The organism is Enterococcus sp. DIV0546, assembly GCF_051712785.1.
Lineage (GTDB): Bacteria > Bacillota > Bacilli > Lactobacillales > Enterococcaceae > Enterococcus > Enterococcus faecalis.
Genome location: NZ_JBIOPO010000001.1, coordinates 2,538,238 through 2,564,257, shown reverse-complemented (window position 1 = coordinate 2,564,257; position 26,020 = coordinate 2,538,238). Strand labels below are relative to the sequence as shown.

Annotated in this window: 23 protein-coding genes; 20 read left to right on the top strand and 3 right to left on the bottom strand. The window is 39.0% G+C overall.

Annotated features, from left to right (window positions below; genetic code table 11):
• Positions 1-23 precede the first annotated feature (23 nt).
• Positions 24-1,505, bottom strand: a complete 1,482-nt coding sequence (locus IGJ24_RS12430) for a DUF1958 domain-containing protein (RefSeq protein ID WP_002395972.1) — start codon at positions 1,503-1,505, stop codon at positions 24-26.
• 222 nt (positions 1,506-1,727) lie between these two features.
• Between IGJ24_RS12430 and gmk the strand changes: the two genes are divergently transcribed.
• From gmk to IGJ24_RS12415, 3 genes are all read left to right on the top strand, one after another.
• Positions 1,728-2,342 (top strand): guanylate kinase, encoded by a 615-nt coding sequence (gene gmk / locus IGJ24_RS12425; protein ID WP_289865740.1) that lies wholly within the window; start codon positions 1,728-1,730, stop codon positions 2,340-2,342.
• 4 nt (positions 2,343-2,346) lie between these two features.
• Complete coding sequence (gene rpoZ / locus IGJ24_RS12420; RefSeq protein WP_002354916.1) at positions 2,347-2,649, top strand: DNA-directed RNA polymerase subunit omega; 303 nt, start codon at positions 2,347-2,349, stop codon at positions 2,647-2,649.
• A 148-nt stretch (positions 2,650-2,797) separates the two neighbouring features.
• Positions 2,798-2,944 (top strand): putative holin-like toxin, encoded by a 147-nt coding sequence (locus IGJ24_RS12415; RefSeq protein WP_002383235.1) that lies wholly within the window; start codon positions 2,798-2,800, stop codon positions 2,942-2,944.
• A gap of 267 nt (positions 2,945-3,211) precedes the next feature.
• Here IGJ24_RS12415 and IGJ24_RS12410 read toward each other — a convergent pair.
• Positions 3,212-4,605 (bottom strand): IS3 family transposase gene (locus tag IGJ24_RS12410; protein WP_104837045.1). Its coding sequence is split into 2 segments (ribosomal slippage): positions 3,212-4,065 and positions 4,065-4,605, totalling 1,395 coding nucleotides; the frame shifts between segments, so codons are not numbered across the junction.
• Between the two features lie 192 nt (positions 4,606-4,797).
• On the opposite strand from IGJ24_RS12410, the gene priA reads away from it, so the two are divergent.
• The 9 genes from priA to IGJ24_RS12365 all read left to right on the top strand — a co-directional run bounded on the left by priA (position 4,798) and on the right by IGJ24_RS12365 (position 15,434).
• Positions 4,798-7,230 carry a primosomal protein N' gene (priA, locus tag IGJ24_RS12405; RefSeq protein WP_438775410.1) on the top strand — a complete coding sequence of 811 codons (2,433 nt, stop codon included), beginning with the start codon at positions 4,798-4,800 and terminating at the stop codon, positions 7,228-7,230.
• 26 nt (positions 7,231-7,256) lie between these two features.
• Positions 7,257-7,751 (top strand): peptide deformylase, encoded by a 495-nt coding sequence (def, locus tag IGJ24_RS12400; RefSeq protein ID WP_002371656.1) that lies wholly within the window; start codon positions 7,257-7,259, stop codon positions 7,749-7,751.
• Positions 7,744-8,685: a methionyl-tRNA formyltransferase gene (gene fmt / locus IGJ24_RS12395; RefSeq protein WP_002365369.1), complete on the top strand. Its 942-nt coding sequence runs from the start codon at positions 7,744-7,746 to the stop codon at positions 8,683-8,685. Before def ends, fmt begins: the two co-directional genes overlap by 8 nt.
• A gap of 5 nt (positions 8,686-8,690) precedes the next feature.
• Positions 8,691-10,070 carry a 16S rRNA (cytosine(967)-C(5))-methyltransferase RsmB gene (gene rsmB, locus IGJ24_RS12390; RefSeq protein WP_016618593.1) on the top strand — a complete coding sequence of 460 codons (1,380 nt, stop codon included), beginning with the start codon at positions 8,691-8,693 and terminating at the stop codon, positions 10,068-10,070.
• 1 nt (position 10,071) lies between these two features.
• Positions 10,072-10,821: a Stp1/IreP family PP2C-type Ser/Thr phosphatase gene (locus IGJ24_RS12385; RefSeq protein WP_002354922.1), complete on the top strand. Its 750-nt coding sequence runs from the start codon at positions 10,072-10,074 to the stop codon at positions 10,819-10,821.
• Complete coding sequence (gene ireK / locus IGJ24_RS12380) at positions 10,818-12,974, top strand: serine/threonine protein kinase IreK (protein WP_002380961.1); 2,157 nt, start codon at positions 10,818-10,820, stop codon at positions 12,972-12,974. The genes IGJ24_RS12385 and ireK overlap by 4 nt, the downstream gene beginning before the upstream one ends.
• A 248-nt stretch (positions 12,975-13,222) precedes the next feature.
• Positions 13,223-14,116 carry a ribosome small subunit-dependent GTPase A gene (gene rsgA / locus IGJ24_RS12375; RefSeq protein WP_002359046.1) on the top strand — a complete coding sequence of 298 codons (894 nt, stop codon included), beginning with the start codon at positions 13,223-13,225 and terminating at the stop codon, positions 14,114-14,116.
• A 23-nt stretch (positions 14,117-14,139) separates the two neighbouring features.
• Positions 14,140-14,793, top strand: coding sequence for a ribulose-phosphate 3-epimerase (gene rpe, locus IGJ24_RS12370; protein ID WP_002354925.1), 654 nt, complete (start codon positions 14,140-14,142; stop codon positions 14,791-14,793).
• Positions 14,790-15,434 carry a thiamine diphosphokinase gene (locus IGJ24_RS12365; protein ID WP_002415652.1) on the top strand — a complete coding sequence of 215 codons (645 nt, stop codon included), beginning with the start codon at positions 14,790-14,792 and terminating at the stop codon, positions 15,432-15,434. The genes rpe and IGJ24_RS12365 overlap by 4 nt, the downstream gene beginning before the upstream one ends.
• A 102-nt stretch (positions 15,435-15,536) precedes the next feature.
• Here IGJ24_RS12365 and rpmB read toward each other — a convergent pair whose 3' ends face one another.
• Positions 15,537-15,725 (bottom strand): 50S ribosomal protein L28, encoded by a 189-nt coding sequence (rpmB, locus tag IGJ24_RS12360; RefSeq protein WP_002354928.1) that lies wholly within the window; start codon positions 15,723-15,725, stop codon positions 15,537-15,539.
• A 284-nt stretch (positions 15,726-16,009) separates the two neighbouring features.
• Here rpmB and IGJ24_RS12355 point away from each other — a divergent pair, with 284 nt between their 5' ends.
• The 8 genes from IGJ24_RS12355 (at position 16,010) to plsX (ending at position 26,001) form a co-directional block, all read left to right on the top strand.
• Positions 16,010-16,900 (top strand): ABC transporter ATP-binding protein, encoded by an 891-nt coding sequence (locus IGJ24_RS12355; RefSeq protein WP_002370094.1) that lies wholly within the window; start codon positions 16,010-16,012, stop codon positions 16,898-16,900.
• The gene (locus tag IGJ24_RS12350; protein ID WP_289865705.1) at positions 16,893-18,134 is read left to right on the top strand and encodes an ABC transporter permease; all 1,242 of its coding nucleotides are present in this window, start codon (positions 16,893-16,895) and stop codon (positions 18,132-18,134) included. The genes IGJ24_RS12355 and IGJ24_RS12350 overlap by 8 nt, the downstream gene beginning before the upstream one ends.
• Positions 18,135-18,362: 228 nt before the next feature.
• Complete coding sequence (locus IGJ24_RS12345; RefSeq protein WP_025186211.1) at positions 18,363-19,691, top strand: sensor histidine kinase; 1,329 nt, start codon at positions 18,363-18,365, stop codon at positions 19,689-19,691.
• Between the two features lies 1 nt (position 19,692).
• Positions 19,693-20,412, top strand: a complete 720-nt coding sequence (locus IGJ24_RS12340) for a LytR/AlgR family response regulator transcription factor (RefSeq protein ID WP_002413786.1) — start codon at positions 19,693-19,695, stop codon at positions 20,410-20,412.
• 211 nt (positions 20,413-20,623) lie between these two features.
• Entirely contained in the window at positions 20,624-20,986 is a 363-nt protein-coding gene (locus IGJ24_RS12335) for an Asp23/Gls24 family envelope stress response protein (protein WP_002354933.1), read from the top strand.
• Between the two features lie 82 nt (positions 20,987-21,068).
• Positions 21,069-22,745 (top strand): DAK2 domain-containing protein, encoded by a 1,677-nt coding sequence (locus IGJ24_RS12330; RefSeq protein WP_002354936.1) that lies wholly within the window; start codon positions 21,069-21,071, stop codon positions 22,743-22,745.
• A gap of 115 nt (positions 22,746-22,860) precedes the next feature.
• A complete protein-coding gene (recG, locus tag IGJ24_RS12325; protein ID WP_002372822.1) occupies positions 22,861-24,897 on the top strand; it encodes an ATP-dependent DNA helicase RecG in 2,037 nt (678 codons plus the stop codon).
• A gap of 102 nt (positions 24,898-24,999) precedes the next feature.
• Positions 25,000-26,001 (top strand): phosphate acyltransferase PlsX, encoded by a 1,002-nt coding sequence (gene plsX, locus IGJ24_RS12320; protein WP_289865703.1) that lies wholly within the window; start codon positions 25,000-25,002, stop codon positions 25,999-26,001.
• The last annotated feature ends 19 nt before the right edge of the window (positions 26,002-26,020 follow it).

The window sequence follows — 26,020 nt, the reverse complement described above, 5'->3', positions numbered from 1 at the left end:
ACGCTTGGTGGTATTTTTTTTAATTAGAATAAAAGAAACAAGCCAACGGCGCATAGGAAAGAAAGAACTGCGGCACTTAAAAAGATTGTCCGCATGGATGCAGTTTTACTGCTTTCTTTGCCGTGTTTTTTCTGACGTTCTAAACGTTTTTGAAGCTGACGGGTAATTACTGAGAAAATCAGCCCGAAAAGGACTAAAACACTTGTGGCAATCGATTTGGGAATAAAATGATTCGGTTCTGCAACGGTGGTATCCCCAGAATGTTCGTTTGATTCTTCCGCAGCTTCCGCTGTTGTTTGTTTTGGCTTAACTTCTTGGTAAGCCACTTTCGGCGGTTGAACAGTACTATTTAACAATGTCAAAGGCGTGTCGACTTGCACCTGCCCTGCTACTAATTTAAAAGTAGGCTGACTGCCTTTGGGAACGACACCGTATAAATCGTTAGCCAAAGTGACTTTTTTGTGATCAATGGTTTGTGGTCCTTTGTCTAAAAGTTTTTTGCGTTCGTATGTCGTATAGGCATAGTCCAGCAAAGCATTCCCAGCCACATGCCGTTCGTATTCACCATCTTGGTTTTGCCAATTACCAACGCCTAAAATGACTTCAATTAAACGGAAATCTCCTTGTTTGACAGTCGCAATATAGTTAAAGCCGCCTGTTGGACTAGAGCCTGTTTTTAAACCATCCACGCCTTGGTAGCCATACTTAGCGCCTGGCAAAGAATAATTGTACGCTTCAAACGTTTCCTCGTAAGGCGTGCCGACCATTGTTTTCACCACTGGTTTATTGGTGATTTCTAAAATTTCTGGATAATTTTTCAGAAAATGATAGGTTAGTGAAGCTAAATCTCTAGCTGTAGAGACGTTATCGCCATTTGGGTCAATTCCTTGCATTTGATACAGGCCGTTAAAGGCACTTGCTTGCGCTCCACTGCAGTTGTAATAGGTAGTATTTGTCATCCCTAGTTCAGCCGCTTTTTGATTCATTAAATGAACAAAGTCAGTAGGCTGGTTCCCTGAAATTAAGTTTGCCAACATGAGAGTCGCCACATTAGAAGAGGGGACAGCAATCATTTTTAACAGTTCACGGACTGGATAAGCAACACCTAACGTAATTTTGTTATTACTAATGGCATATATTTTAGAAATATCGACATCTTTTTGCGTAGCAGTCACAGTCGTATCCATTGTAAATTTTCCTTGCTCCATTGCTTCAAAGGCCAAGTACATGGTCATCACTTTGGCAATACTGGCAGGATTCCACGCTAAATCTGGTTGCTGCGACCAGAGAATTTCTCCAGAATCAGCATCAACAACGATGGCTGCTTTGGGAATGCCATCCGCTTTCAGGGTCGTCCCCATTTTTTTAGCAATTGCGGTAATATCTTCTTCTGCGTGAGTCACAGTAGGTTGGGCAAAAAAGGCCCCACAACTGACAACTAAGCCTAGCAGAAACAATGTAAATGGTTTAATTCGTGCGATGTTTCTCAGTCCTTTCTTATTCACGTTTTTTCATCCTAAAGGAGTCATCACTTCATTTTACTTAAAAAATGGCTGCCTGTATAGGAATTCTAGGTAATTTGTTTAAAAAAAGAACAAGTTATGAAAGCCAAATTAAAGAAGAAATGTTATTTTTTCAGTGAATCTCCAAGAAAGTCTTGAAAATTGCAGAAAAAAAGTGCAAAATAGAACTAATACTGTGAAATTATGTTTTGAAAGGAAGTCGTTATGTCAGAGCGCGGGTTATTAATCGTATTGTCAGGTCCTTCAGGAGTGGGGAAAGGGACTGTAAGAAAGGCTATTTTCGACAGTGAAGAAAATGATTTTCAATATTCAATCTCAATGACCACTCGGAAACAGCGAGAAGGCGAAGTGAATGGAGTAGATTACTATTTCCGTTCAAGAGAAGAATTTGAAGCGATGATTGAAGCTGGAGAAATGTTGGAATATGCGGAATATGTTGGTAACTATTATGGGACACCATTAACGTATGTTAACCAGACGCTAAATGAAGGCAAAGACGTCTTTTTAGAAATCGAAGTCCAAGGGGCTAAACAAGTCAAAGACAAAGTGCCTGATGGCGTATTTATCTTTTTGACACCCCCCGATTTAGCGGAATTAAAATCAAGAATTATTGGCCGCGGAACAGACGAAATGTCTGTGATTGAAGAACGAATGGCTGTGGCCAGAGAAGAAATCGAAATGATGGCGCTGTATGATTATGCGGTAGTGAATGATGAAGTTCCTTTAGCCGTGCAACGAATTAAAGACATTATCGCGAGTGAGCACTTCCGTGTTGACCGTGTAATTGGAAAATATATTAAAATGTTAGAGGAGATGTAGCCTTATGATGTTAAAACCGTCAATTGACTCATTGTTAAAAGAAGTCCCTTCAAAATATTCTTTGGTTATTTTAGCAAGCAAACGTGCGCATGAATTAGATGAAGGCGTTCAACCAACCGTTGAATCCTTTGATTCTGTAAAAAGTGTGGGTCGTGCGTTAGAAGAAATCGAAGCAGGAACAGTGATCAGTGATCCAAATCCTGAAGAAAAACGCGAACGTCTACGCATTGAACGTGAAGAACGCAAACGCCAACGTGAACAAGAACAAAAAGAATTAGAAAACCGTTTACGTGACGAAAAAAATTAATTGAATGAAAAACAAGTCTATGATTGAAGCTTTCTTCAAGTAAAGGCTTGTTTTTTTGTGATTGCAAATGTTGTGGGATGACTTTTGTGGTATACTGTTTTTGTAGATAAGTTATGACGGTGGCTACTTCTGGAAGGTGGTGGTGCTTATGAGCATAAGTACTGAAATCTATGAAAGGGGAAAGCCGTATTTGTCCGCATTAGATGTAATCGGACTAATTTTCGACTTTGGTTTATATACCATTGCGTTGATTAGTTTGGTTGTCACTTTGCTAAAAAAAGACAAAAAGAAATAACCAGTCATAAACTTTGAACGGTTAACTGGTTATTTCTTTTTAATTAAGTAAAAACTAAGTTACTGTCATGATTCTACAGTTAGAGAGATGGACCAACATCTCTCTTTCAAAATGATTATACCATAAAAAAATGTAGAGTGCTAACACTAGTTAGCAGTGTAAGTTTTAAAGTATTTTAAGAGGATTACTAAAAGCTACTTTCTTAGATCATGTAGTGAGACCCGAAAGTTAGACCGAATACCGACTGGAGAAATCTGGTCGGTATTTTTATGCGACGAACCGTTTACGGAATTGAACGGGACTGCACCCTAGTTTTGTCTTTATTCGTTGATGATTATAATAATCAATCCATTCCTCAATTGCTTGTTCTAGTTCTTCGAAACTAGAATAAATAATGCCATGGTAGGTTTCTTGTTTTAGTAAACCAAAGAAATTCTCCATAGGAGAATTATCAAAACAATTGCCTTTTCGAGACATACTTTGAAAGATCTGGTGACTGGTTAATTGCTTTTTGTACTGCTTCATTTGGTACCCCCAACCTTGGTCAGAATGAAAAGTGCGCCGATATGGACAATCTTGCGTTTTATCAATGGCTTCTTTTTGTGCCTCAAGAATTGCTTTGGCATTCGGCTGTTTAGAAATACGGTAAGACAAGATTTCACCATTAAATAAATCAAGAAAAGGATCCAAATAGAGTTTTTTTATTTGAATCTTTCCACTTTGATCACGTTCATAATACTTAAATTCAGAGGTATCTGTTGTTAGCTTTTGATGGGGTACTGAAGTGTAGAAACGACGATGTAGACGGTTTTTTTCGCCATAGCCAACGGTTCCTTTGTAGGAATTATATTTTCTTGATTTACGAATAAATTTTGTCCCTTTTAGGCCAAGTTTACGCATAAGACGACGAATTTTTTTCTGGTTTACGTTCAATCCTTGTTCTTTTAAAGCTAATTGAATACGGCGATAGCCATAGTTTCCTTTGTTTTCGTCAAAAATTTTCTTAATCAGGGCTTCTAATTTTTGATTGGGATTTTTTCGCTCAAATCGCTTTTGCCAATACATATACGTCGCTTTAGGAAATTTGGTTGCTTCCAGTAAGATTGTTAATCGGAATTTTTTTCGGAGTTCGTGGATGATTCGGGCATCTCGTTCTTGAGTCGTTCCGGGATATTCATTCCTAAAGCGCGGAGCTTTTTTATGAAGGCTAGTTCCGCTCGCAATAGTTCATTTTCATGTTCTAATTCTTGTTCACGTGTTCGTGTTTTTTTCACCTGAACGGGTTTCTTTTTCTTTGACATAGAAGGTCTTCCTTTCTGTTTTGGTGAAAGCCCTTCTATGCCTGTTTCTAGAAATTTCTGGTGCCAAGCCAGGACTAAGGTATCGTTTGGCAGACCATATTTCAATGCGACAGTCAGATAAGAGTCACCACTCGTTAAATAATAGTGTATGACATCCCGCTTGAATTTGGAAGAGTAATGTTGGTAATTTACTCTTCGATGAAGTGCGTTAAATCCAAATTTTTCGACTGTTTTAACCCATTTACGAACAGTCGAAAGTGAAGCAATATCAAATTGATTCGCAAGTGTTCGATAACCTCCTGCGCCATTTTGATAAGCTTCTACTACTTTTTTCTTGAATGCATAATCGTATTTTGCCAATTTAAATACGCCTCCAAAGTTAGATTTTTTGGTCTAACTTTGGGGGCGCACTACATCATTTGTTTAGGAAAGCTAGCTTTTTATATTTTAAGGGGAAATTAACTAAGCTTAACAACAACGAGACACACAAGACAAATCAGTCAATCTTTAGTACAATAGGCAAAGAGAATTTACATAAAAGGAGGACGCACCATGCAAAAAGTAGCCAAAGTTATTGTGGATGTACCAACGATGCAAACCGATCAACCATTCACTTATTTAGTTCCTGAAAATTTAAATGAGCAATTGGCTGTCGGCATGCGTGTAGAAGTGCCTTTTGGTAACGGTAATCGGCATGTTCAAGGGTTTGTTTTAGCCATTGAACCAATGGCTGCAATGGTTCTTGACGAAGCCAACGTTCAGTTGAAAGAACTAGTGGCGGTGTTGGATTTAAAACCTGTCTTAAATACAGAAATGTTGGCTTTAGCTGATTATATGAAGGAAAAAACGTTTGCCTTTAAAATCACTTGTTTGCAAACCATGTTGCCTAGCGTAATGCGTGCCGATTACCAAAAATATATTTATTTAACGGATGAGCTTTCTGAAGAATTACAAGATCAGTTATTTTATGGTTTAGAGGAAATTTCGTGGGACCAAGCGCAAGAACGTGGGCTTTTGCCTCAACTAATGGCGTTACGCAAACAGCAAAAAGTCGATATTCGCTACGAAGTTACGACGAGAAATAAAGTCAAAATGGTCCGCTTCATTCAAGCCGCTAAGGAATTTGAACAATTAGAGGAAATTCGTTTGGGTTTACGCAAGGGAGCTAAGAAGAAGGAGCAACTTCTTTACTATTTACAACGCTTGGGCACTGAAAAAATCACCGCTGTGAAGGAAATGAAAGAATTAGGTTTCAGTACCGCGCTTTTAAATGAAGCGGCCAAAAACGGCTGGTTAACGTTCATTGAAAAAGAAGCGTATCGTGATCCGTTTGCTAATCAGACGTTTGAAAAAACGACTGCGTTATCTTTGAATGCAGAACAACAGGTGGCTGTGGAAACAATCTTACAATCGGTCCAAGAACAGCAAAGCCAAACCTACTTATTGGAAGGTATTACAGGAAGCGGGAAAACAGAAGTTTATCTACAGGTCATTGCAGAAGTTCTTAACCAAGGCAAAACAGCCATTATGCTTGTCCCTGAAATTTCTTTAACTCCGCAAATGGTGCAACGCTTTAAAAGTCGCTTTGGCGAACATGTTGCTGTAATGCACAGTGGCTTATCGCAAGGTGAAAAATACGATGAGTGGCGGAAGATTGAACGAGGAGAAGCGGAAGTGGTGGTTGGCGCGCGTTCTGCCATTTTTGCGCCAATCGAAAACATCGGTGTGATCATTATTGATGAAGAACACGAGGCAAGTTATAAACAAGAAGAAACCCCCCGCTACCACGCGAGAGATTTAGCGATTTGGCGTTCGGAGTACCATTATTGCCCTGTTGTTTTAGGTAGTGCCACGCCGTCCTTGGAATCACGCGCTCGCGCACAAAAAAATGTTTATCAGCGGTTACGATTAACACAGCGTGCCAATCAAGCGGCAACCTTGCCTACGATTGATGTAGTGGATATGCGGCAAGAAGTAGAAAATGGCAATGTCTCTTCTTTTTCCATGTCGTTGCAAGAAAAACTCCAAGAACGCTTAGAGAAAAACGAACAAAGTGTTCTCCTACTTAATCGCCGTGGCTATTCGTCATTTGTGATGTGTCGCGATTGTGGCTATGTGTTGCCGTGTCCGAATTGTGATATTTCCTTAACTTTGCATATGGATAGCAAAACAATGAAATGTCATTATTGTGGACATGAAGAACGGATTCCTTATCGCTGTCCTAACTGTGGCCAAGATAAAATTCGCTACTACGGAACAGGCACACAAAAAGTAGAAGAAGAATTACAAACGTTGTTACCAGACAGTCGTATTCTCCGAATGGATGTTGATACGACCCGTCGCAAAGGTGCGCATGAAAAGATTTTGCGAACATTTGGTGAAGGACAAGCGGATATCTTATTAGGCACACAAATGATTGCCAAAGGACTGGACTTTCCAAATGTGACGTTAGTCGGTGTCTTAAATGCTGATACCGCCTTGAATTTACCCGATTTTCGTTCCAGTGAACGGACCTTCCAATTATTGACACAGGTCAGCGGTCGCGCTGGTCGCGCTGAAAAACCGGGGGAAGTCATCATTCAATCTTTTAACCCCGAGCATTATGCGATACAATTGGCAAAAGCCCAAGATTATGAAGATTTTTATACAAAAGAAATGTATATTCGTCATCGTGGTGATTATCCACCGTACTATTTTACGGTCCAAATTACGGCCAGTCATCCTGAAGAGAATGAAGCAGCGAAACAAATGTTTCAAATTGCGACGAAATTAAAACAAGGCTTATCGCCGCAAGCTATTTTGTTGGGACCAACGCCCAACGCAATTATGCGTGTCAATAACCGTTACTTTTATCAAGTGATTATCAAGTATAAACAAGAACCAATGCTTCAACCATTATTGAAAGAAATTTTAACTGATACACAACGAGCAACGGCTCGTGGCTTAAAGCTTTCCATTGATGCAGAACCCATGAATTTTATTTAAAAAATACAGCTTTGAAAGGAGCACTTATGCGCTATCCAGTTGTGATTCACCCGAACGAACACTTAAAAATGAAGGCTCAACCTGTGACGATTATTACCGATGAAATTGTGCAGTTACTAGAGGATATGTATGAAACAATGCTGGCCCATGATGGGATTGGCTTAGCGGCCCCGCAAATTGGGAAAAATTTGCAAATGGCAGTGATTGAAATCGATGAAGAATCTGGTCGTTTTGAACTAATTAATCCTGTGATTATTGAAAAAAAAGGAACCAGTATTGATGTGGAAGGCTGTTTAAGTATTCCAGAAACATATGGAACCGTTGAACGAGCAGATGAAGTGACTGTCCGTTATTTTGACCGTGAAGGTGAAGAAATGGAAGTTACGGCTTACGGCTATTTAGCTCGAGCTTTTCAACACGAAATTGATCATTTGAATGGCGAGTTATTTATCGACAAAATGATTGAGAAAATTGCACCAGAAGATTTAGAAGCGTATATGGAGGAACATTTTGATGACTAAAATTGTATTTATGGGCACACCAGCCTTTTCTGTTCCGATTTTAGAAAGTTTAATCGAGGCAGGCTATGACGTTCAAGCGGTTGTCACGCAACCAGATCGACCAGTTGGCCGAAAAAAAGTGATTACCCCAACGCCTGTCAAAGAAGCAGCTTTAAAACATAACTTATTAGTCTTACAACCAGAGAAAATTTCAGGTTCTCCTGAAATGGAAAAAGTGATTGACTTAGCACCAGATTTAATTGTGACAGCAGCCTTTGGTCAATTTTTACCAGAGAAAATTTTAAAAGCGCCCAAACTAGGTGCGATTAATGTCCATGCCTCACTTTTACCAAAATATCGTGGCGGCGCACCTGTACATTACTCGATTATTGAAGGAGAAAAAGAAACAGGCGTCACGATTATGGAAATGGTGAAAAAAATGGATGCTGGCGCGATTTTATCGCAACGTGCAATTCCGATTACGAAACAAGACGATGTAGGCACCATGTTTGAAAAATTAAGCATTCTAGGAAAAGAACTTTTATTAGAAACGTTACCCAAGCTAATTGCTGGCGAAATCACGCCTATTCCACAAGTGGAAGAAGAGGCTACTTTTTCACCCAATATTACCCGGGAACAAGAACGAATTGACTGGCAAAAAACTGCTGAGGCAATTGATAACCAAGTGCGTGGTATGCGTCCTTGGCCAACAGCGTTCACAACCTATCAAGGGACCAACTGGAAAATTTGGGCAGTGACACCACTGACTGAAACAACAACCAGCGCCCCAGGAACGATTATCCAACGTAGTAAAAAAGCGCTATGGATTGCTTGTGGCGAAGGGACAGTTCTTCAAATTGATCGCCTGCAACCAGCAGGTAAAGGTCAATTAACGATTCAAGAATTTTTAAATGGCGTCGGTCAAAATGTCGCAGAAAAAGATAAGGTGGACTAACAAAAATGGCTGAAAAAATCCCCAAGAAATTAAAACGTTCTGTTCGATACGTTGCTTTAGAAACCATCGAACGTGTGGATAAAGGTGGGGCGTACTCCAATCTTTTACTTAATGAAATGATGACAAAATCAGAACTAAGCGAGAAAGATGGCCGCTTGTTTACAGAACTTGTCTACGGCACAATTAGTCGCAAATTATTGTTGGAATACTACTTAACACCATTTGTTAAGAAACCGCAAAAAGTCGATAATTGGGTGAAAAATTTATTGATTTTATCGTTATATCAATTACTTTATTTAGATAAAGTGCCTGATCATGCAGTCATTAATGAAGCGGTTGAAATTGGCAAACGTCGTGGCAATCCTGGGATTGGTAAATTCGTGAATGGCGTGCTGCGGGCGTTCCAACGAAATGGAGCACCTAGTTTGGCCGCAATTAGCGATCCAGTTGATCGTTTAGCAACGGAAATTAGCATGCCACGTTGGTTAACAGAAAAATTACTTGCCCAATTAGGCGAAGAAGAAACACGGCAGTTAGGTTTGTCATTATTTGAAAAAAGTCATGCGAGTGGCCGAGTAAACACACGGTTTATTTCACGAGAAGAAGCGCTGGAAGAATTACAAGAAACAGGGATTGCCGCGAAGGAAAGTCAACTTTCCCCTTATGGTGTTGTCGCTGAAAAAGGCTACTTAGCTGGCAGTGAACTGTTTATTAACGGTTGTTTAACTATTCAAGATGAAAGCTCTATGCTCGTGGCTCCAGCGATGCAAATTGAACCGCATCATCGTGTCTTGGATGCCTGCGCGGCTCCTGGTGGTAAAACGACTCATATCGCAACTTTTTTAGAGGCTGAAGCAGGTGGTCGTGTGACCTCTTTAGATATTCATGCGCACAAAATTAAGCTAATTAATGAAAATGCGCAACGCCTCCATGTGGCGGATGTCGTCCAAGCAGAAAAGCTTGATGCGCGACAAGTGGCAGAAGAATTTCCCGCAGCAACCTTTGATCGGATTTTAGTTGATGCGCCATGTTCAGGCTTAGGGCTAATGCGCCGTAAACCAGACATTAAATACCATAAAACGGCCAATGATTTTCAAAATTTACCTAAAATTCAGTTAGAAATCTTAGAAAGTGTTGCCCCAACACTAAAACAATGGGGTATAATGGTCTATAGCACTTGTACTATTACGCCAGAAGAAAATCAGGAAGTGGTGGCAGCCTTTTTAGCCAAACACCCTGAATTTGAAAAAATTGAAATTGTTGCAAATGAAAATGTCCAAGCAGTAGTAAAAGAGCAAGAACTGGTTCTGTATCCCCATCAATACATGACAGATGGCTTCTTTATTTGCTGTATGCGGAAAGTTAGTTCAAATGAGGTGAAATAATTTGGAAATCAACGTTCAATCAGATGTCGGTCGCAAAAGAAATACGAACCAAGATTATGCCAACGTTTTTGAGAACCAACAACACATAACCTTTGCTGTTTTAGCAGATGGCATGGGTGGTCACCAAGCAGGTGATGTCGCTAGCCAAATGGCAGTCAATAATTTAGGTGAGAGTTGGTCCAATGCGTCTGTCGACTCAGCTGAAAAATCTGCACAGTGGTTAATTCAAGCAATTCAAAAGGAAAATGAAAAAATTTATGAACGCGGACAATCGAAACCAGAGTATTTAGGAATGGGGACAACCGTGGTTGGTGCCATCCTTTTACCGGATTCATTTGTCTTAGCAAATGTGGGGGACAGTCGTGCTTATTTAGTTCGTGACCAACACATGTTACAATTAACAGAAGATCATTCTTTAGTGAATGAACTAGTAAAATCAGGGGAGATTACTCGTGAGATGGCTGCAAATCATCCACGAAAAAATGTCCTAACACGTTCTTTGGGAATGCCTGGCACTGTCGAAGTCGATGTAACCAATCATGAATGGCTGCCTAATGACTATTTACTGTTATGTTCGGACGGTTTAACCAATATGGTTCCTGAGACAAAAATTTTAGAAATTTTAGAGACGTCAGATCCCTTAGAATCCAAATTAAGCCAACTCGTTGCCCAAGCAAATGAAGCGGGTGGTTTAGATAACATTACCGTGTTAGTGATACACTTTGACGAACAGAAGGAGGAAAACCAATGATAGAAATCGGCAAGAAGCTGAATGGTCGATATCACATTATTGGCAGCATCGGAAGCGGCGGCATGGCCAACGTCTATTTAGCACACGATTTAATTTTAGACCGAGACGTTGCAGTAAAAGTCTTGCGCTTTGACTTCCAAAACGATCAAGCCGCCATCCGACGTTTTCAGCGTGAAGCACTAGCCGCAACTGAGCTGGTTCACCCGAATATCGTCAGTGTGTACGATGTAGGCGAAGAAGATGGACTACAATATTTAGTCATGGAATATGTGAAAGGAATGGACTTAAAACGTTACATCCAAACGCATTTCCCAATTCCTTATTCCACAGTTGTGGACATTACGCAACAAATTTTATCTGCTGTCGCAATGGCACATGAACATAGAATTATTCACCGGGATTTAAAACCGCAAAACATTCTGATTGACGAACACGGCACAGTCAAAATTACTGACTTTGGGATTGCGATTGCTTTGTCAGAAACGTCAATTACGCAAACGAACACAATGTTAGGTTCGGTGCATTACTTATCGCCAGAACAAGCGCGCGGAAGCATGGCGACTAACCAATCAGATATTTACGCTGTGGGAATTATTCTCTATGAAATGTTAACGGGGAATGTACCGTTTGATGGTGAATCAGCCGTAACGATTGCCTTAAAACATTTTCAAGAAGAAATTCCCTCTGTCAAAATGTTTGATCCAGGGATTCCTCAATCATTGGAAAATGTGGTTCGTCATGCAACCGCAAAAGACCCAAGCGATCGCTACAAAACAGCGAATGAGATGGCAGAAGACTTATACACGTCCTTGTCAGCCAGTCGTTTAAATGAACCTGCGTGGGAACCAACGGCTTTATTAGGAGAAACGAAAGTATTAACTCCGATTCCCGAAGACATCGCTGAACCGGAAGAGACAACGCCTGTCGAAGTCCCAGAAGATATCGCAGATGACATTTTAGCTGAACAACCACCGAAGAAAAACCGTAAAAAATTGTGGATTGGCTTAGCAATTGCGGCATTAATTGCTTTAGCAATAGGTGGCTTAGCCTTTGCAATGTCGGGTGGTAAAGACGTTGAAGTTCCTGATGTTACAAATGAAACGAAAGCGGCCGCTTCACAAGCGCTACAAAGTGCCGGGCTGAAAGTCGATAGTGAAACCAAAAAAATTCCCGACGATAAGATTGAAGAAGGCAAGGTGGTCAAAACAGACCCCGAAGCAAAATCATCTGTGAAAAAAGGCCGATCTGTTACTTTGTACATCAGCTCTGGAACAGAAAAAATTGAGATGGCCGATTATACAAACGAATCGTATGAATCTGCTGTCGAAGCCTTGAAAAAACTAGGGTTTTCAGAAGACCAAATTACAACGAAAAAAGAATACAGTGATTCTGTGTCTACGGATAACATTATTAAACAAAAACCAGCTGCAGGTAAAAAAGTTGATCCGAAAAAAGACAACGTCACTTTAACGGTCAGTGAAGGACCAGAAGCGGTTACTTTGCCTAGTTACGCCGGTTATTCTTACACAAATGCAGTAAATGCACTGGCACAGTTAGGCATTTCTGAATCTCAAATTACGCGTGTCGACCAAGCAAGCGATACGGTAGAACCAGGTTTAGTCATTACGCAAGACCCCGCACCAGGTGGCACCGTGACACCTAAAAATGGCCAAGTGACGTTATATGTAAGTAAAGGTAGCGACAAAGTGACACTTTCTGATTATAGCGGAATTTCTTACGATAATGCGGTAAGTCGCTTAATTGCTTTAGGTATCCCAGAATCTCAAATTAAACGAGTGGACGAAGAAAGCGACAAAGTTGAAAAAGATACCGTGATTAGTCAAGAACCAGCTTCTGGTACCGCTGTTGATCCGAAAAATGACACGATTACTTTACATGTCAGCAAAGGCAGTGACTCAGTAACTGTTCCTGATATTTCAGGTTATTCGCCAAAAGCTGCAGAAGACAGCATCAATAACGCTGGCCTTAAAATCAATGAACAAGGATTATCTGGCTCTGGCGATGGCCAAGTCGTTGAACGAACTAGCCCATCCGCTGGCAGCAAAGTCAAAAAAGGCGACTCTGTTACAGTTTATTATTCAAAAGCAAATGATTCAAAAAGCACCACTAGTGAAAGTAGTACGAGTAATTAAGACAAGAGGTTGGGACAGGAGTGTTTAGCTTCAAGAACCAAGTAGGTACTGTTTAACATCTATTTGCTTTTCAAATAGTGTTTCTCAGCAATAAGAAGAAGCTGCTCCTGTCTCGCCATTTATCTTAAGATTTAGGTCTAGGAAGGTAAGTCATTTCGACTTATGTCCTAGGCTCTTTTTAATTAATAGAATCGAGAGGCTCCCTTGATTTCTCTGCCACTATCCTGTATATTCGAAAGTAGTTAGGAGTGGTTTATCTGAAAGGTCAAATCAGAAAAGCGTTAAGCGGTTTTTATTATGTATACGCAGATGGAGAAACATATCAAACAAGAGCGCGAGGGAATTTTCGTAATCGAAAAATTACGCCACTCGTGGGAGATGAAGTGCTTTTTGAAAGCGATAATTTAACAGATGGTTATGTGTTGGAAATTTTACCAAGACGAAATGAATTAGTGCGCCCGCCTGTTGCAAATGTGGATCTAGGTGTGGTTGTCATGAGTATGGTTTCGCCAAATTTTTCGTTTAATTTGTTGGATCGTTTCTTAGTCAGCTTAGAGTATAAGGATATAGAACCAGTTATTTATTTAACGAAAGTTGATCTATTAGATGAGCCGCAACGTCAAGAAGTCACTGAAATTAAACAGATTTATGAAGCGTTAGGTTATGCGGTAATCGCTTCGGAAGACGTAGAAGCCACCAAAGAATTAGAACGCTTTTTCCCAGAACGGTTGACTGTTTTTATGGGACAATCAGGCGCTGGAAAATCAACATTGTTGAATCAAATTTCACCAGAATTACAACTAGCAACTGCGGAAATTTCCCAATCTTTAGGACGGGGCAAACATACGACCCGTCACGTGGAATTGATTCCGTTATACGACGGTTTGGTTGCTGATACACCAGGATTTAGTGCCATCGATTTCTTGGAGATGGAAGCAGTGGAATTACCAAAGCAATTTCCTGAATTTGTTGCCGCGGCCTCTCACTGTAAGTTTCGTGAATGTATGCACCACAAAGAACCTGGTTGTGAAGTGAAACGTCAAGTGGAAGCGGGAACCATTGCGACGAGTCGTTACGAAAATTATTTACAGTTTTTAATGGAAATCGAGAATCGACGACCTGTTTATAAGAAAAAATCATAGCAAATATAAAGGGAGCGAGCCAAATGAAACTAGCACCATCCATTTTAAGTGCCGATTTTGCCAATTTAGAAAGAGATATCCGTTTAGTAGAAGAATTAGGAGCAGATTATATTCATGTTGATGTCATGGACGGTCAATTTGTACCCAACATTACCTTAGGACCGAATATCGTTTCAGCGATTCGTCCAGTGACAAAACTACCATTGGATGTTCATTTGATGATTGTACAACCTGAAAACTATATCAATGCCTTTGCGGAAGCCGGTGCGGATATTATTACCGTCCATCAAGAAGCAACACCCCATATTCATCGTGCCTTACAAATGATTAAAAATGCGGGTGTGAAAGCTGGCGTAACCATCAATCCTGGGACACCACTTTCGATGATCGAAAATGTATTAGATTTGGCAGATCAAGTCTTGGTAATGACTGTCAATCCAGGCTTTGGCGGACAATCATTTATTGAAAACTCACTAGAAAAAATTGCTCAATTAAAAGAATGGAAAGAAACAAAAGGATACACCTATGAAATTGAAGTCGATGGCGGGATTGTTCCTGAAACTGCCGCACGTTGCAAAGAAGCTGGTGCGGAAGTGTTCGTTGCAGGCTCATACATTTATAATGCTGAAAATCCTCAAGAACGAATCGATGCACTGAGAGCAGTGCTAGACAAATGAGTCGTGTCTTACTGGTAGCTGGCGGCGAGCCAAGTGATTGGCCAACCATTGAACCAGCTACGTATGATTATTTCGTAGGTATTGATCGCGGCTGTCTCCATTTATTAGAGGCCGATTTACCGTTACAATTAGCGGTGGGCGATTTTGATTCATTATCACGAGAAGAATACCATTTTGTCCAAGAAACTGCCGAAACACTCATTCAAGCACCTGCTGAAAAAGATGATACAGATACACAATTAGCGCTTCAAGAAGCTTTACAACGATTTCCACAAGCAGAGATGACGATTATCGGTGCGACAGGGGGCAGAATTGACCACCTGTTAGCCAATCTTTGGTTACCCTTTGAACCACGATTTCAAGGCGTACTTCGTCAAATCCGTCTATGCGATCGTCAAAATAGCATCCAGTATTACGCCCCTGGTTCGTATATCGTACCAAAAGAGCCAGATAAAGAATATCTGGCCTACTGCTGTTTGACGCCTGTAGAAAACTTGACGCTACGACGCAGTAAATATTTATTAACCAATCAAGATGTTCCTTACCCAACATCGTATGCAAGTAATGAATTTATCGAAGAAGCCGCTGCTTTTTCCTTCGATGCAGGGATGATTGCGGTTATTCAAAGTAAAGACAAGTAAAAAGAGGTTGGACCTTCATCAATGCGATGAAGGTCCAACCTCTTTTTTTATGCAATAAAAAAAGCCGAACAACGAACGTCCAGCTTTGCTTATTTAAGTTTATTAAACACGTTCGATTTTACCAGATTTCAAAGCACGAGTTGACACCCAAACTTTTTTAGGTTTACCATCGATTAATACGCGAACTTTTTGTAAGTTAGGTTTCACAGTGCGTTTTGTTGAGTTCATCGCATGTGAACGGTTATTACCACTTGAAGTCTTACGACCAGTGAAGTAACATACTTTTGCCATTTTAAGTTTCCTCCTTTGCCTTGATCTTGGAGCGATAATATTCAGCTCATACTAACTTAATTTATCATATTAGGCACTGATTTGCAAGAAGATTTTTAGTGACTAACAACAAAAGTAGCTTGTCAGGTGATAGTTTTTCATTGTCTGATTTTAAATACTTAAGAAATCCATGCACAAACGTAAGACGATAAAGATGAAAATTTAAGAGTTCAAGAAAAAAATGTAGTGTTCCGTGTTTGATTAATATAATTAAAGTACTTAGATAAATGAAAAAGGAGGAAAATATGAGCTTAGAAATTAAAAAGTTGAAAAAGAAAATGAATGAGCAGGAAATTATTAAAGGAATCAATTTGACTATTCCAGAAGGCGAAATTTACGGCTTCTTAGGCGCAAACGGTGCAGGTAAAACTACTATTTTCCGCCATATTTTAGGCATCTACTCTCCTGATGAAGGGGAAATAACATGGCAGGGACGTAAAGTTGATCGCTTTGATGCTAAAGAGGTCGGTTATCTTCCAGAAGAGCGTGGCCTATATCCGAAAAGAACGGTGAGACAACAATTAACTTTCTTTGGGAAGCTCCGTAAAATGAAAAAGAAAGAAATTGAAAAAAGTATCCTCTTTTGGCTGGATTTTTTTAAGATACAAAAGAACGTAGATCGAAAAATTAGTGAATTGTCAAAAGGGAATCAACAAAAGATTCAATTTATTGCGTCGATCATTCATGGACCCAAGCTTGTCATTTTGGATGAACCATTCTCTGGGCTAGACCCGATTAATGCGAATCAACTAAAAGAAGCAATTCTTTTTTTGAAGGAAAATAGTGCTACGATAATTTTCAGCTCTCATCAAATGGCAAACGTAGAAGAAATCTGTGAAAACATTTGTATGATGAAAAAGGGTGAGGTTCTTTTAGAAGGAAATTTAAAAGAAATCAAAGATGAAACGGATAAAAGAAAAGTGATTGTTCAGGCTGATTTTGACAGAGAAATATTAAAACAAGATTTTGAAATAGAATCGTATAAAGAAGAAAATGATGTTATTTCTTTTTATGTAAAAGATGAATGTACTGCGAAGAAAATTCAAAAATTTATTTTTCAATCAGAAAATATTCAGCAATTCAGAATTGAGCCAATTTCGTTAAATGATATTTTTCTAGAAAGAGTGGGTGAGTAAAGTGAAAAATATAGTGACGATTGCTTTAGAAACATACAAACAAAAAGTCGTGTCAAAAGTGTTTGTTATTATACTGTTGGTTTTGATGGTAGGGACATTTTTGGGAATGAATTATGAAGGGATTCTAAAAAAAGAGGAACCAAGTAAAGAAACCATCCTTGTTGTTTCAAATAATCAAGAGACTGTTACTATGCTGAAAGAAGTTGGTAAAGGTACCAATCTGAACTTTGTTGACGGCGGTCAAAAGTTATCAGATGCTGAGAAAGAGCTGAAAGATAGAGCGAGTAAAACCATTTTGAAAATTGAAAAGAGTAGCGCTGATCTATACGAAGGAAAAATTTATTACGAAGGAGCTCTCCAATATAATGTGTCTGAACAATTACAAAGTCTTGTAACCACTGTAAATCAATCGATTAAATTAAATCAATTAAATATTGATGCGACGCAACAACAGTTTTTGAATGAAAGCACACGTTTATCCTTAGAATCTTTAGCTGGAAATCAAGATAATTCGGTTCAAACATTAATACTAGTTTATATTGTTGGTTTTATTCTCTACATTGCAGTTATGCTCTTTTCTACAATGGTTGCCCAAGACATTTCGGTGGAAAAGAGTTCAAGAGTTATGGAAATTTTACTCACAACAATTACACCAGTTCAGCATTTAATTGGTAAAATTGTTGGCATTGGGCTAGTTGGGGTAACGCAAGCAGCAGCAATTTTTGGGGCTGCGTATGCATCTTATGGAATTTTTGGAGATAGTACAGGAGTATTTGACTTTTTGAGTGAAGGCAAAAATAGTCAAGCAATCATCTTAGCTATCATATGTTTCGTTTTAGGTTATTTGCTATATTCTGTTACGGCTGCTATTTTAGGTTCTGTTGTTTCCTCTGTTCAGGAAGTTCAACAGTTGATGTATATTTTGATTATTCCTTTATTTATTGCGATGTTTATGGTAATGATTCTTGCAGCTGGATTAGGAAGTAACCAAGCGACTATCATTTCATCTTATATACCGTATCTATCACCGATAGTCATGTACGCACGTTATATGCTGGGGGATGCATCGTTAAATGCTTTTGCTGTAGCGATGGGAATTAATCTGGTCTTTACTATGATTTTAGCGTTTCTAGGCAAAAGTGTTTATCAAGGGGGCGTATTTATTTATAGTGGAGATAAACTTATAAATGTTTTCAAAAAAGCGTTTAAATCTGGGAAATATTATGTTAGATGAGTATAAAAAGTCTTGTCGCAACTCTCATGTATAAAACATTTATTTTGATAAATAAAAAAGTAATTGAAATTGTACACTCAGTATAGCGAGTGTACAATTTTTGTTTATAGCGTAATAGTCGGGCACCGAAATCTACTTTTTCTCAGTTTCACTTGTAAAGAAAGCTTGAATTGTCTTTTATTAGAGTATATACTTTTTTTATTAACTGAAATATAAGGAGGTTTTAATTTGGCGAGGTTTGTTTTTATTCTAAGTAATATCACGGCAGTGGTTCAAGTGTTCTTTAATTATCTAAAGTCAAAAGTAGTAAGGCTTAATAAAAAAATTACTTTACATAGTATTTTCGGATTGATGGTTATCGCAATTTTGAATGGCAAAATAATTTCTGCTATAGGAATGTATGGATTTGCTTGGATTTATTTGAGTATAATAATTTTAGGTTATTTTTTTATCTCTAAAAGCCTTATTAAAGTTTTAGGTATAAATTCTTATATCGTCATTATTTCAGCTATAAGTGGTCAGTTTGTATCCTTTATAAAGGAAAAAATATTTGGCACAGAATTAATTTTTTCAAGTAATTTAACCATGTTTTTACATAGTACATTTCGGCTAGCACTATCAGTAATTCTGACGATATTAATGATAAAGGGGATAAAAAAACTAGAAAAAAAGTTTTCTATTATCAATGAGTGTCTTCTGCTTTTTAATTTGATAGGAATCGGCACAATGATTATCTACTATACCAGCCTGATTTTAGGAAAATATTTGGGGAATAACAAGGAAATAATTGTAGTAAATTCAATCTTTCTCACGCTCTATTTAGTTGTTTCATTAATTTCTTTTATTGTGTATCTTAGTTCGCTCAAAAATAAATATGATATTCAACAGAAGGAAACAGAATATTTAGAAAATCAGAGATATATGGAGGCAATGGAGAAACAATTCAAGGAGATTCGGAAGTTTCGGCATGATTATAAAAATATCCTAAATTCATTAGAAGATTTTATTGTAAGTGGAGATTACGAGAGTCTTAATGACTATTATTTCAGTAAAATAAAGAAAGCATCAAAATGCATTGACCAAAATGGGTTCAAGTTAGAAGCGATTGGAAACATTCGAGTAAGAGAAGTTAAAAGTCTCCTTGTGTCTAAGTTGATTTCAACGCAAGAAAAAGGAATGGATGTACAGTTAGAAGTGACTGAACCAATTGAAGAATTAGCCATTGATTCAATTTCTTTGGTTAGAATACTAGGTATTTTTTTAGATAACTCTATAGAAGAAATCGAATTTTTAGGTGAGGGTAAGCTTGTAATCGCTGTATATAAAGATGCCTCTGCTGTACATATTATTATCCAAAATTCATGTAGGAAAAATTTACCAAAATTCCATCTACTTAAGCAACGCGGTTTTTCATTAAAGGGCACTGATAGAGGAATGGGATTGAGTAATGTTCAAGAATTGCTTCAATCCCTAAATAATGTTCAACTAGCTACCTCCATCAGTGATGGATGGTTTACTCAAAAATTGACGATTGAAAACAATAGGAGGTGCGAATAAGGTGATTTCTATTATTATTTGCGAAGATGATTGGCGACAACGACAAATGTTGGAAACCTATGTTAAAAATTACATAATGATGGAAAGTCTTGATATGGAACTGGTTTTTTCAACAGGAAATCCGTTAGAAGTACTTGAATTTGTCAAAAGTCAGTCTAGAATAATTGGGTTATATTTTCTAGATGTTGATTTACAACATGAAATGTCAGGATTAACCTTAGCAGCTAAAATCAGAGACTACGATAATTTAGGTAAAATCGTTTTTGTCACAACACATGGGGAACTGTCCTATCTGACGTTTACGTATAAAGTGGAAGCGCTGGATTATATCATTAAAGACAACAAAGAACATCTACAGCAGAAAATTTGTGAAAATATTCAATTGGCTCATGAACGTATAACTAGTGAACGTGGAGATACAAAAAAATTATTTAAATTTAAGGACGGCGATACCATTCGGTCTGTAGATATGGCAACAATCATTTTTTTTGAATCTTCTTCCGTATCGCATAAAATCGTTTTACATCTTGAAAACGGAGAAATTGAATTTTATGGTTCCTTAAAGGAGATTGAAGAACAGTCTAATGACTTTTATCGTTGTCACAAATCATATTTAATCAACCGCAAGCATATAAGTAAAGTTATAAAAAGCGAACGGATTGTCGAAATGAGTAATGGAGAAAGATGTTTAGTCTCAGTGAGAGCCATGAAAAACCTCTAAAATCAGCAGACAAGATTCAATGAACCAAGTCGAATCTTGTCTTTTTCTGCATTGACAATGCACGACAAACGTTGTAAATTGTACAAATGTTGGTAATTATGAGGAAGGGTCTATAATATCTGACGAACTTCCTTTTAATTAAAGGCTGGATATGATAAAATGTTATGGAAGAAAATAGGGCGAATGTGCTCTTATAAGGAGGCTTTCATCAATGGCTGTAAAAATTCAAACACCCGCAGGTACCATTGAGATTACCAATGATGTGATCGCTACAGTAGTTGGCGGAGCTGCGACAGATATTTACGGAATTGTCGGAATGGCAAGCAAAAATCAAATTAAAGATAACTTAAACGATATTTTACGTCGTGAGAATTACTCACGTGGTGTCGTTGTTCGTCAAGAAGACAACGGAATCGCAGTGGATGTCTACACGATTGTTAGTTATGGTACAAAAATTTCTGAAGTTTCTCGTAACGTCCAAGAAAAAGTAAAATATAATCTTGAAACATTATTAGGTGTCACTGCGAATTCAGTTAACGTTTTTGTTCAAGGAGTTCGTGTATTACCGGATTAGAGGTAGTGTACTGTCAACGATGCAATTGCACAAGGAAGTCGTGTGTTGCCGTTAGCGGTAAATCTGAAGGAGGATTTTTTAGGTGAATGTAACAGAAATCAGCGCAGGTCAGTTCCAGGAAATGGTCCAGGCAGGTGCGACTCGTCTGCACACAAATGCAGAATATGTCAACTCATTAAACGTTTTCCCTGTACCCGATGGTGATACAGGAACAAATATGAACTTATCAATGACCAGTGGTGCAAAGGCTGTGGCCGATTCTCGCTCTGAAAAAGTAGGAGAATTAGCAGGTGCGTTATCCAAAGGGTTATTAATGGGTGCTCGTGGAAACTCTGGGGTTATTTTATCTCAATTATTCCGTGGCTTCTCAAAACAAATTCCTGAGGTTACAACATTAAACGCCAAAGACTTGGCCGCTGCATTTACACATGGTGTAGAAACAGCGTATAAAGCAGTGATGAAACCCGTTGAAGGAACAATCTTAACTGTTTCTCGTGAAGCGGCGCGTTCTGGTGAACGTAAAGCGAAAGAAACAGATGACTGTATCGAAGTTATGACAGCTGTTGTAGCAGGCGCTAAACGTGCCTTAGCGAAAACACCTGATTTATTACCTGTCCTAAAAGAAGTCGGCGTTGTAGATAGTGGGGGTCAAGGACTACTATTTATCTATGAAGGATTTTTAGAAGCGCTTAGTGGTGAATTTTTACCAACTGAAACGTATGAACCAAGTCCTGCCGAAATGGACGAAATGGTTAATGCTGAACATCATCGTGGTGTTAGTGGTCACGTTGCGACAGAAGACATTAAATTTGGCTATTGTACAGAAATTATGGTTCGTATCGGCGAAGGCCCAACCGTGGACAGCGCTTTTGATTATGAAACATTCAGAAACTACTTAAATGAACTAGGCGATTCTCTATTAGTCGTTAACGATGACGAAATTATCAAAGTTCACGTGCACACTGAGCATCCAGGTGAAGTGATGAACTACGGCCAAAAATTTGGTTCGTTAGTAAAAATAAAAGTAGACAATATGCGTTTACAACATGAAACGTTAGTTGAACGCGATGCTCAGCAAGAAGCGTTGACTGAAAAAGTTCGCGTACCGTTTGCTGTGATTGCTATTGCAGCCGGTGAAGGCGTTCAAGAATTATTCCGAAGTTTAGGTGCAAGCTACATTATTAGTGGTGGCCAAACAATGAACCCAAGTACGGAAGATATTTTAAAAGCAGTCAAAGAAGTGAATGCAGAGCAAGTCATTATTTTACCAAACAACAAAAACATCTTTATGGCAGCTGATCAAGCAGCAGAAGTTGCCGATGTACCAGTAGCGGTTGTTCCATCTAAAACCATTTCTCAAGGAATGACAGCAATGTTAGCTTTCAATGATCAACAATCATTAGAAGAAAACAAAGCAAGTATGACGGAAATGTTAGACAGCGTTGTGAGTGGTCAAGTAACCACAGCTGTTCGTGACACAACCATTGATGACGTTGAAATTAAAAAAGATGACTTCTTAGGAATGATTGATGGCAAAATCGTCGTTTCTGAAGCAGATCGTTTTAATGCATCATTAGACACGTTGAACCGCATGATTGATGAAGACACTGAAATCGTGACAATTATTGTCGGCGAAGATGGTTCGGTTGAAGAAGCTGAAAAGCTAATCGCTATTTTAGTTTCTGAAAACGATGAACTAGAAACAGAACTTCATGAAGGTGGACAACCTGTGTATCCATACTTATTCTCAGCAGAATAGGTTTTCGTGATGAAAAAATAAAAACGAATAGGCTGGTTCATTAGTTAGGGCTAATGAACCAGCCTATTTAATGAATGATCCATTTTTTTGCGTATATTAATGAGGAGGGGATTTTATGGACATCACAGATTTAGTCAGCGTATTGCCCGGTGTTGGCCCAAAACGTGCTGAAAATTTACAAGAACTGGGGATTGCTACAATTGAAGACTTATTGACGTATTATCCCTTCCGCTACGATGATATCCAAGAAAAGGATTTAAGCGAGATTCAGGATCAGGAAAAAGTTACGCTAAAAGGGCTAGTGGTTTCGGAAGCAGTCGTTAGTCGATACGGTTATAAGAAGAGCCGGTTAACGTTTCGAATGATGCAAGAACATGCGGTCATTAATGTTTCCTTCTTCAATCAACCTTTTTTAAAAGACAAAGTAGTTCTTTCCGAAGAAATTGCTGTTTATGGCAAATGGGATGCCAAGAGAAAATCATTAAATGGCATGAAAATCTTAGCTTCTAAAGGAGACAATGAAGATTTCGCCCCCATTTATCATGTGAATAAAAAAGTCCGCCAAAGCACGTTGGTTCAGTTAATCCGCACTGCTTTTGAAGAGTATGGTTCACTGATTGAAGAGATTTTACCAAATGATTTATTAGAAAAGTACCGCTTGATGCCTAGAAAAGAAGCAATGTGGGCGATGCATTTTCCCAGTAATCCAGAAGAAAGCCATCAAGCTAAACGACGAGTAGTCTTTGAAGAGTTTTTCCTTTTCCAACTTAAAATGCAAGGATTGAAGAAACAAGAAAAAGCGGAAAAAAATGGTTTAGCTATTCAATATGACGTGGATCGCTTAAAAACGTTCACCCAAGGACTGCCTTTTGAATTGACAGGCGCCCAAAAAAAAGTGACCAATGAAATTTGTCGAGACTTGCGAAGTCCAAAGCATATGCAACGATTGCTTCAAGGTGACGTGGGGAGTGGGAAAACGGTAGTGGCTGCGATTGCGCTATACGCCACCATGACCGCTGGCTTTCAAGGAGCGTTGATGGTTCCGACTGAAATTTTAGCGCAGCAACACATGGAAAGCTTACAGCAGTTGTTTGATCCATTAGAAGTGCGAACGGCCTTATTAACAGGTTCCACCAAAACGAAAGAACGTCGTCTAATCCTCGAAGAACTGGCCAATGGCGAGATTGACATTGTGGTAGGGACCCATGCTTTGATACAACAAGATGTCAGTTTCCATCAATTAGGTTTGGTAATCACCGATGAGCAACATCGTTTTGGTGTGAATCAGAGAAAAATATTAAGAGAAAAAGGCTTAAAACCAGATGTTTTATTCATGACGGCCACTCCGATTCCTCGAACGCTGGCCATTACAGCCTATGGCGAAATGGATGTATCAATCATTGATGAAATGCCAGCTGGACGGATTCCAATCGAAACACGTTGGATTCGGCCGCCGCAGTTAGATACTGTTTTAGAATGGATGGAAAAAGAGCTAGCTCGAGGACATCAGGCCTATATTATTTGTCCCTTGATTGAAGAATCAGAAGCCTTAGATGTGAAAAACGCAACAGAAATTTTTGAACATATGCAAAGCTTTTATTCCCCAAGATATCAAGTGGGATTACTACATGGTAAAATGAAAAACCAAGAAAAAGATGACATTATGCAGGAGTTCAAAGACAATCAGCTGCAATTATTGGTTTCTACCACCGTTATTGAAGTTGGCGTGAATGTACCAAATGCCACGGTGATGTTAATTATGGATGCGGACCGGTTTGGGTTAGCACAGTTACATCAGTTACGGGGCCGTGTGGGGCGTGGCTCCAGTGCATCTTATTGTATTTTAGTGGCCAATCCGAAAAATGAAATGGGCGTTGAGCGTATGAAAATCATGACAGAAACCACCAATGGTTTTGTCTTGAGTGAGCGTGATTTGGAACTTCGCGGACCTGGGGAAGTGTTCGGTGCACGGCAATCAGGGGTGCCTCAATTTGCGGTAGGAGATATCGTGACGGACTTTAACATTTTAGAAGTTGCGCGCCAAGAAGCAAGTGCCCTATGGCAAGTGAAAGAGTGGTGGCAATATCCTGCTTATCAAGGCTTAGCCAATCGAGTGAAACCCCAAGATGAGGCAGCCCAATTTTTCGATTAGAAGAGGTAATTTTTGAAGCCAGAAAGTAAAAGCCAATGCGTATTTCTTTGAAAAAAATATGTTATACTTGTTAGGAAACAAAAAAGTAGGAGGGAATCACTCATGAAAATTGCTGTAGATGCAATGGGTGGAGATAACGCCCCACAAGCAATTGTTGAAGGGGTTATGCTAGCCAAACAAGACTTCCCAGACATTGAATTTCAATTATATGGAAAAGAAGCCGAAATAAAAAAATACATCACCGATGAAAAAAACATTACGATTATTCATACCGATGAAAAAATTGCTAGTGACGATGAGCCAGTTAAAGCAATCCGTCGTAAGAAAACTGCTTCCATGGTTTTAGCAGCGCAAGCAGTTAAAAATGGGGAAGCCGATGCGATTTTTTCTGCAGGCAACACCGGAGCGCTATTAGCAGCGGGTCTGTTCATTGTCGGCCGCATCAAAAATGTGGAACGTCCCGGTTTGATGTCAACTTTACCTGTCATGGGAGAACCAGACAAAGGCTTTGACATGTTAGATTTAGGAGCCAATGCAGACAATAAACCAGAACATTTGGTTCAGTATGCCGTTTTAGGTTCATTCTATGCTGAAAAAGTTCGGAACGTTCAGAATCCTCGTGTCGGTCTATTAAATAACGGAACTGAGGAAACAAAGGGCAGTGAATTAACGAAAAAAGCCTTCGAATTGTTAGCAGCAGATGAAACGATTAATTTTGTCGGAAACGTTGAAGCACGAGAATTATTAAATGGCGTAGCTGACGTGGTGGTGACAGATGGCTTCACAGGAAACGCCGTTTTAAAATCCATCGAAGGCACAGCTATGAACATGATGAACTTGCTGAAAACAGCGATTCTTTCTGAAGGTGTCAAAGGAAAAATGGGCGCCTTATTATTAAAGAATGCGTTGCGTGGCATGAAAGACGAAATGGACTACTCAAAACATGGGGGAGCGGTTTTATTTGGCTTAAAAGCGCCAGTCATTAAAACGCATGGGGCCACGGGTCCTGATGCTGTCCGCTACACCATTCGTCAAATTCATACAATGTTAGAAACCCAAGTTGTCCCACAATTAGTGGAATATTATGAAGGCAAAGCAGAGTAATTTGCAATTGTCTTGACAT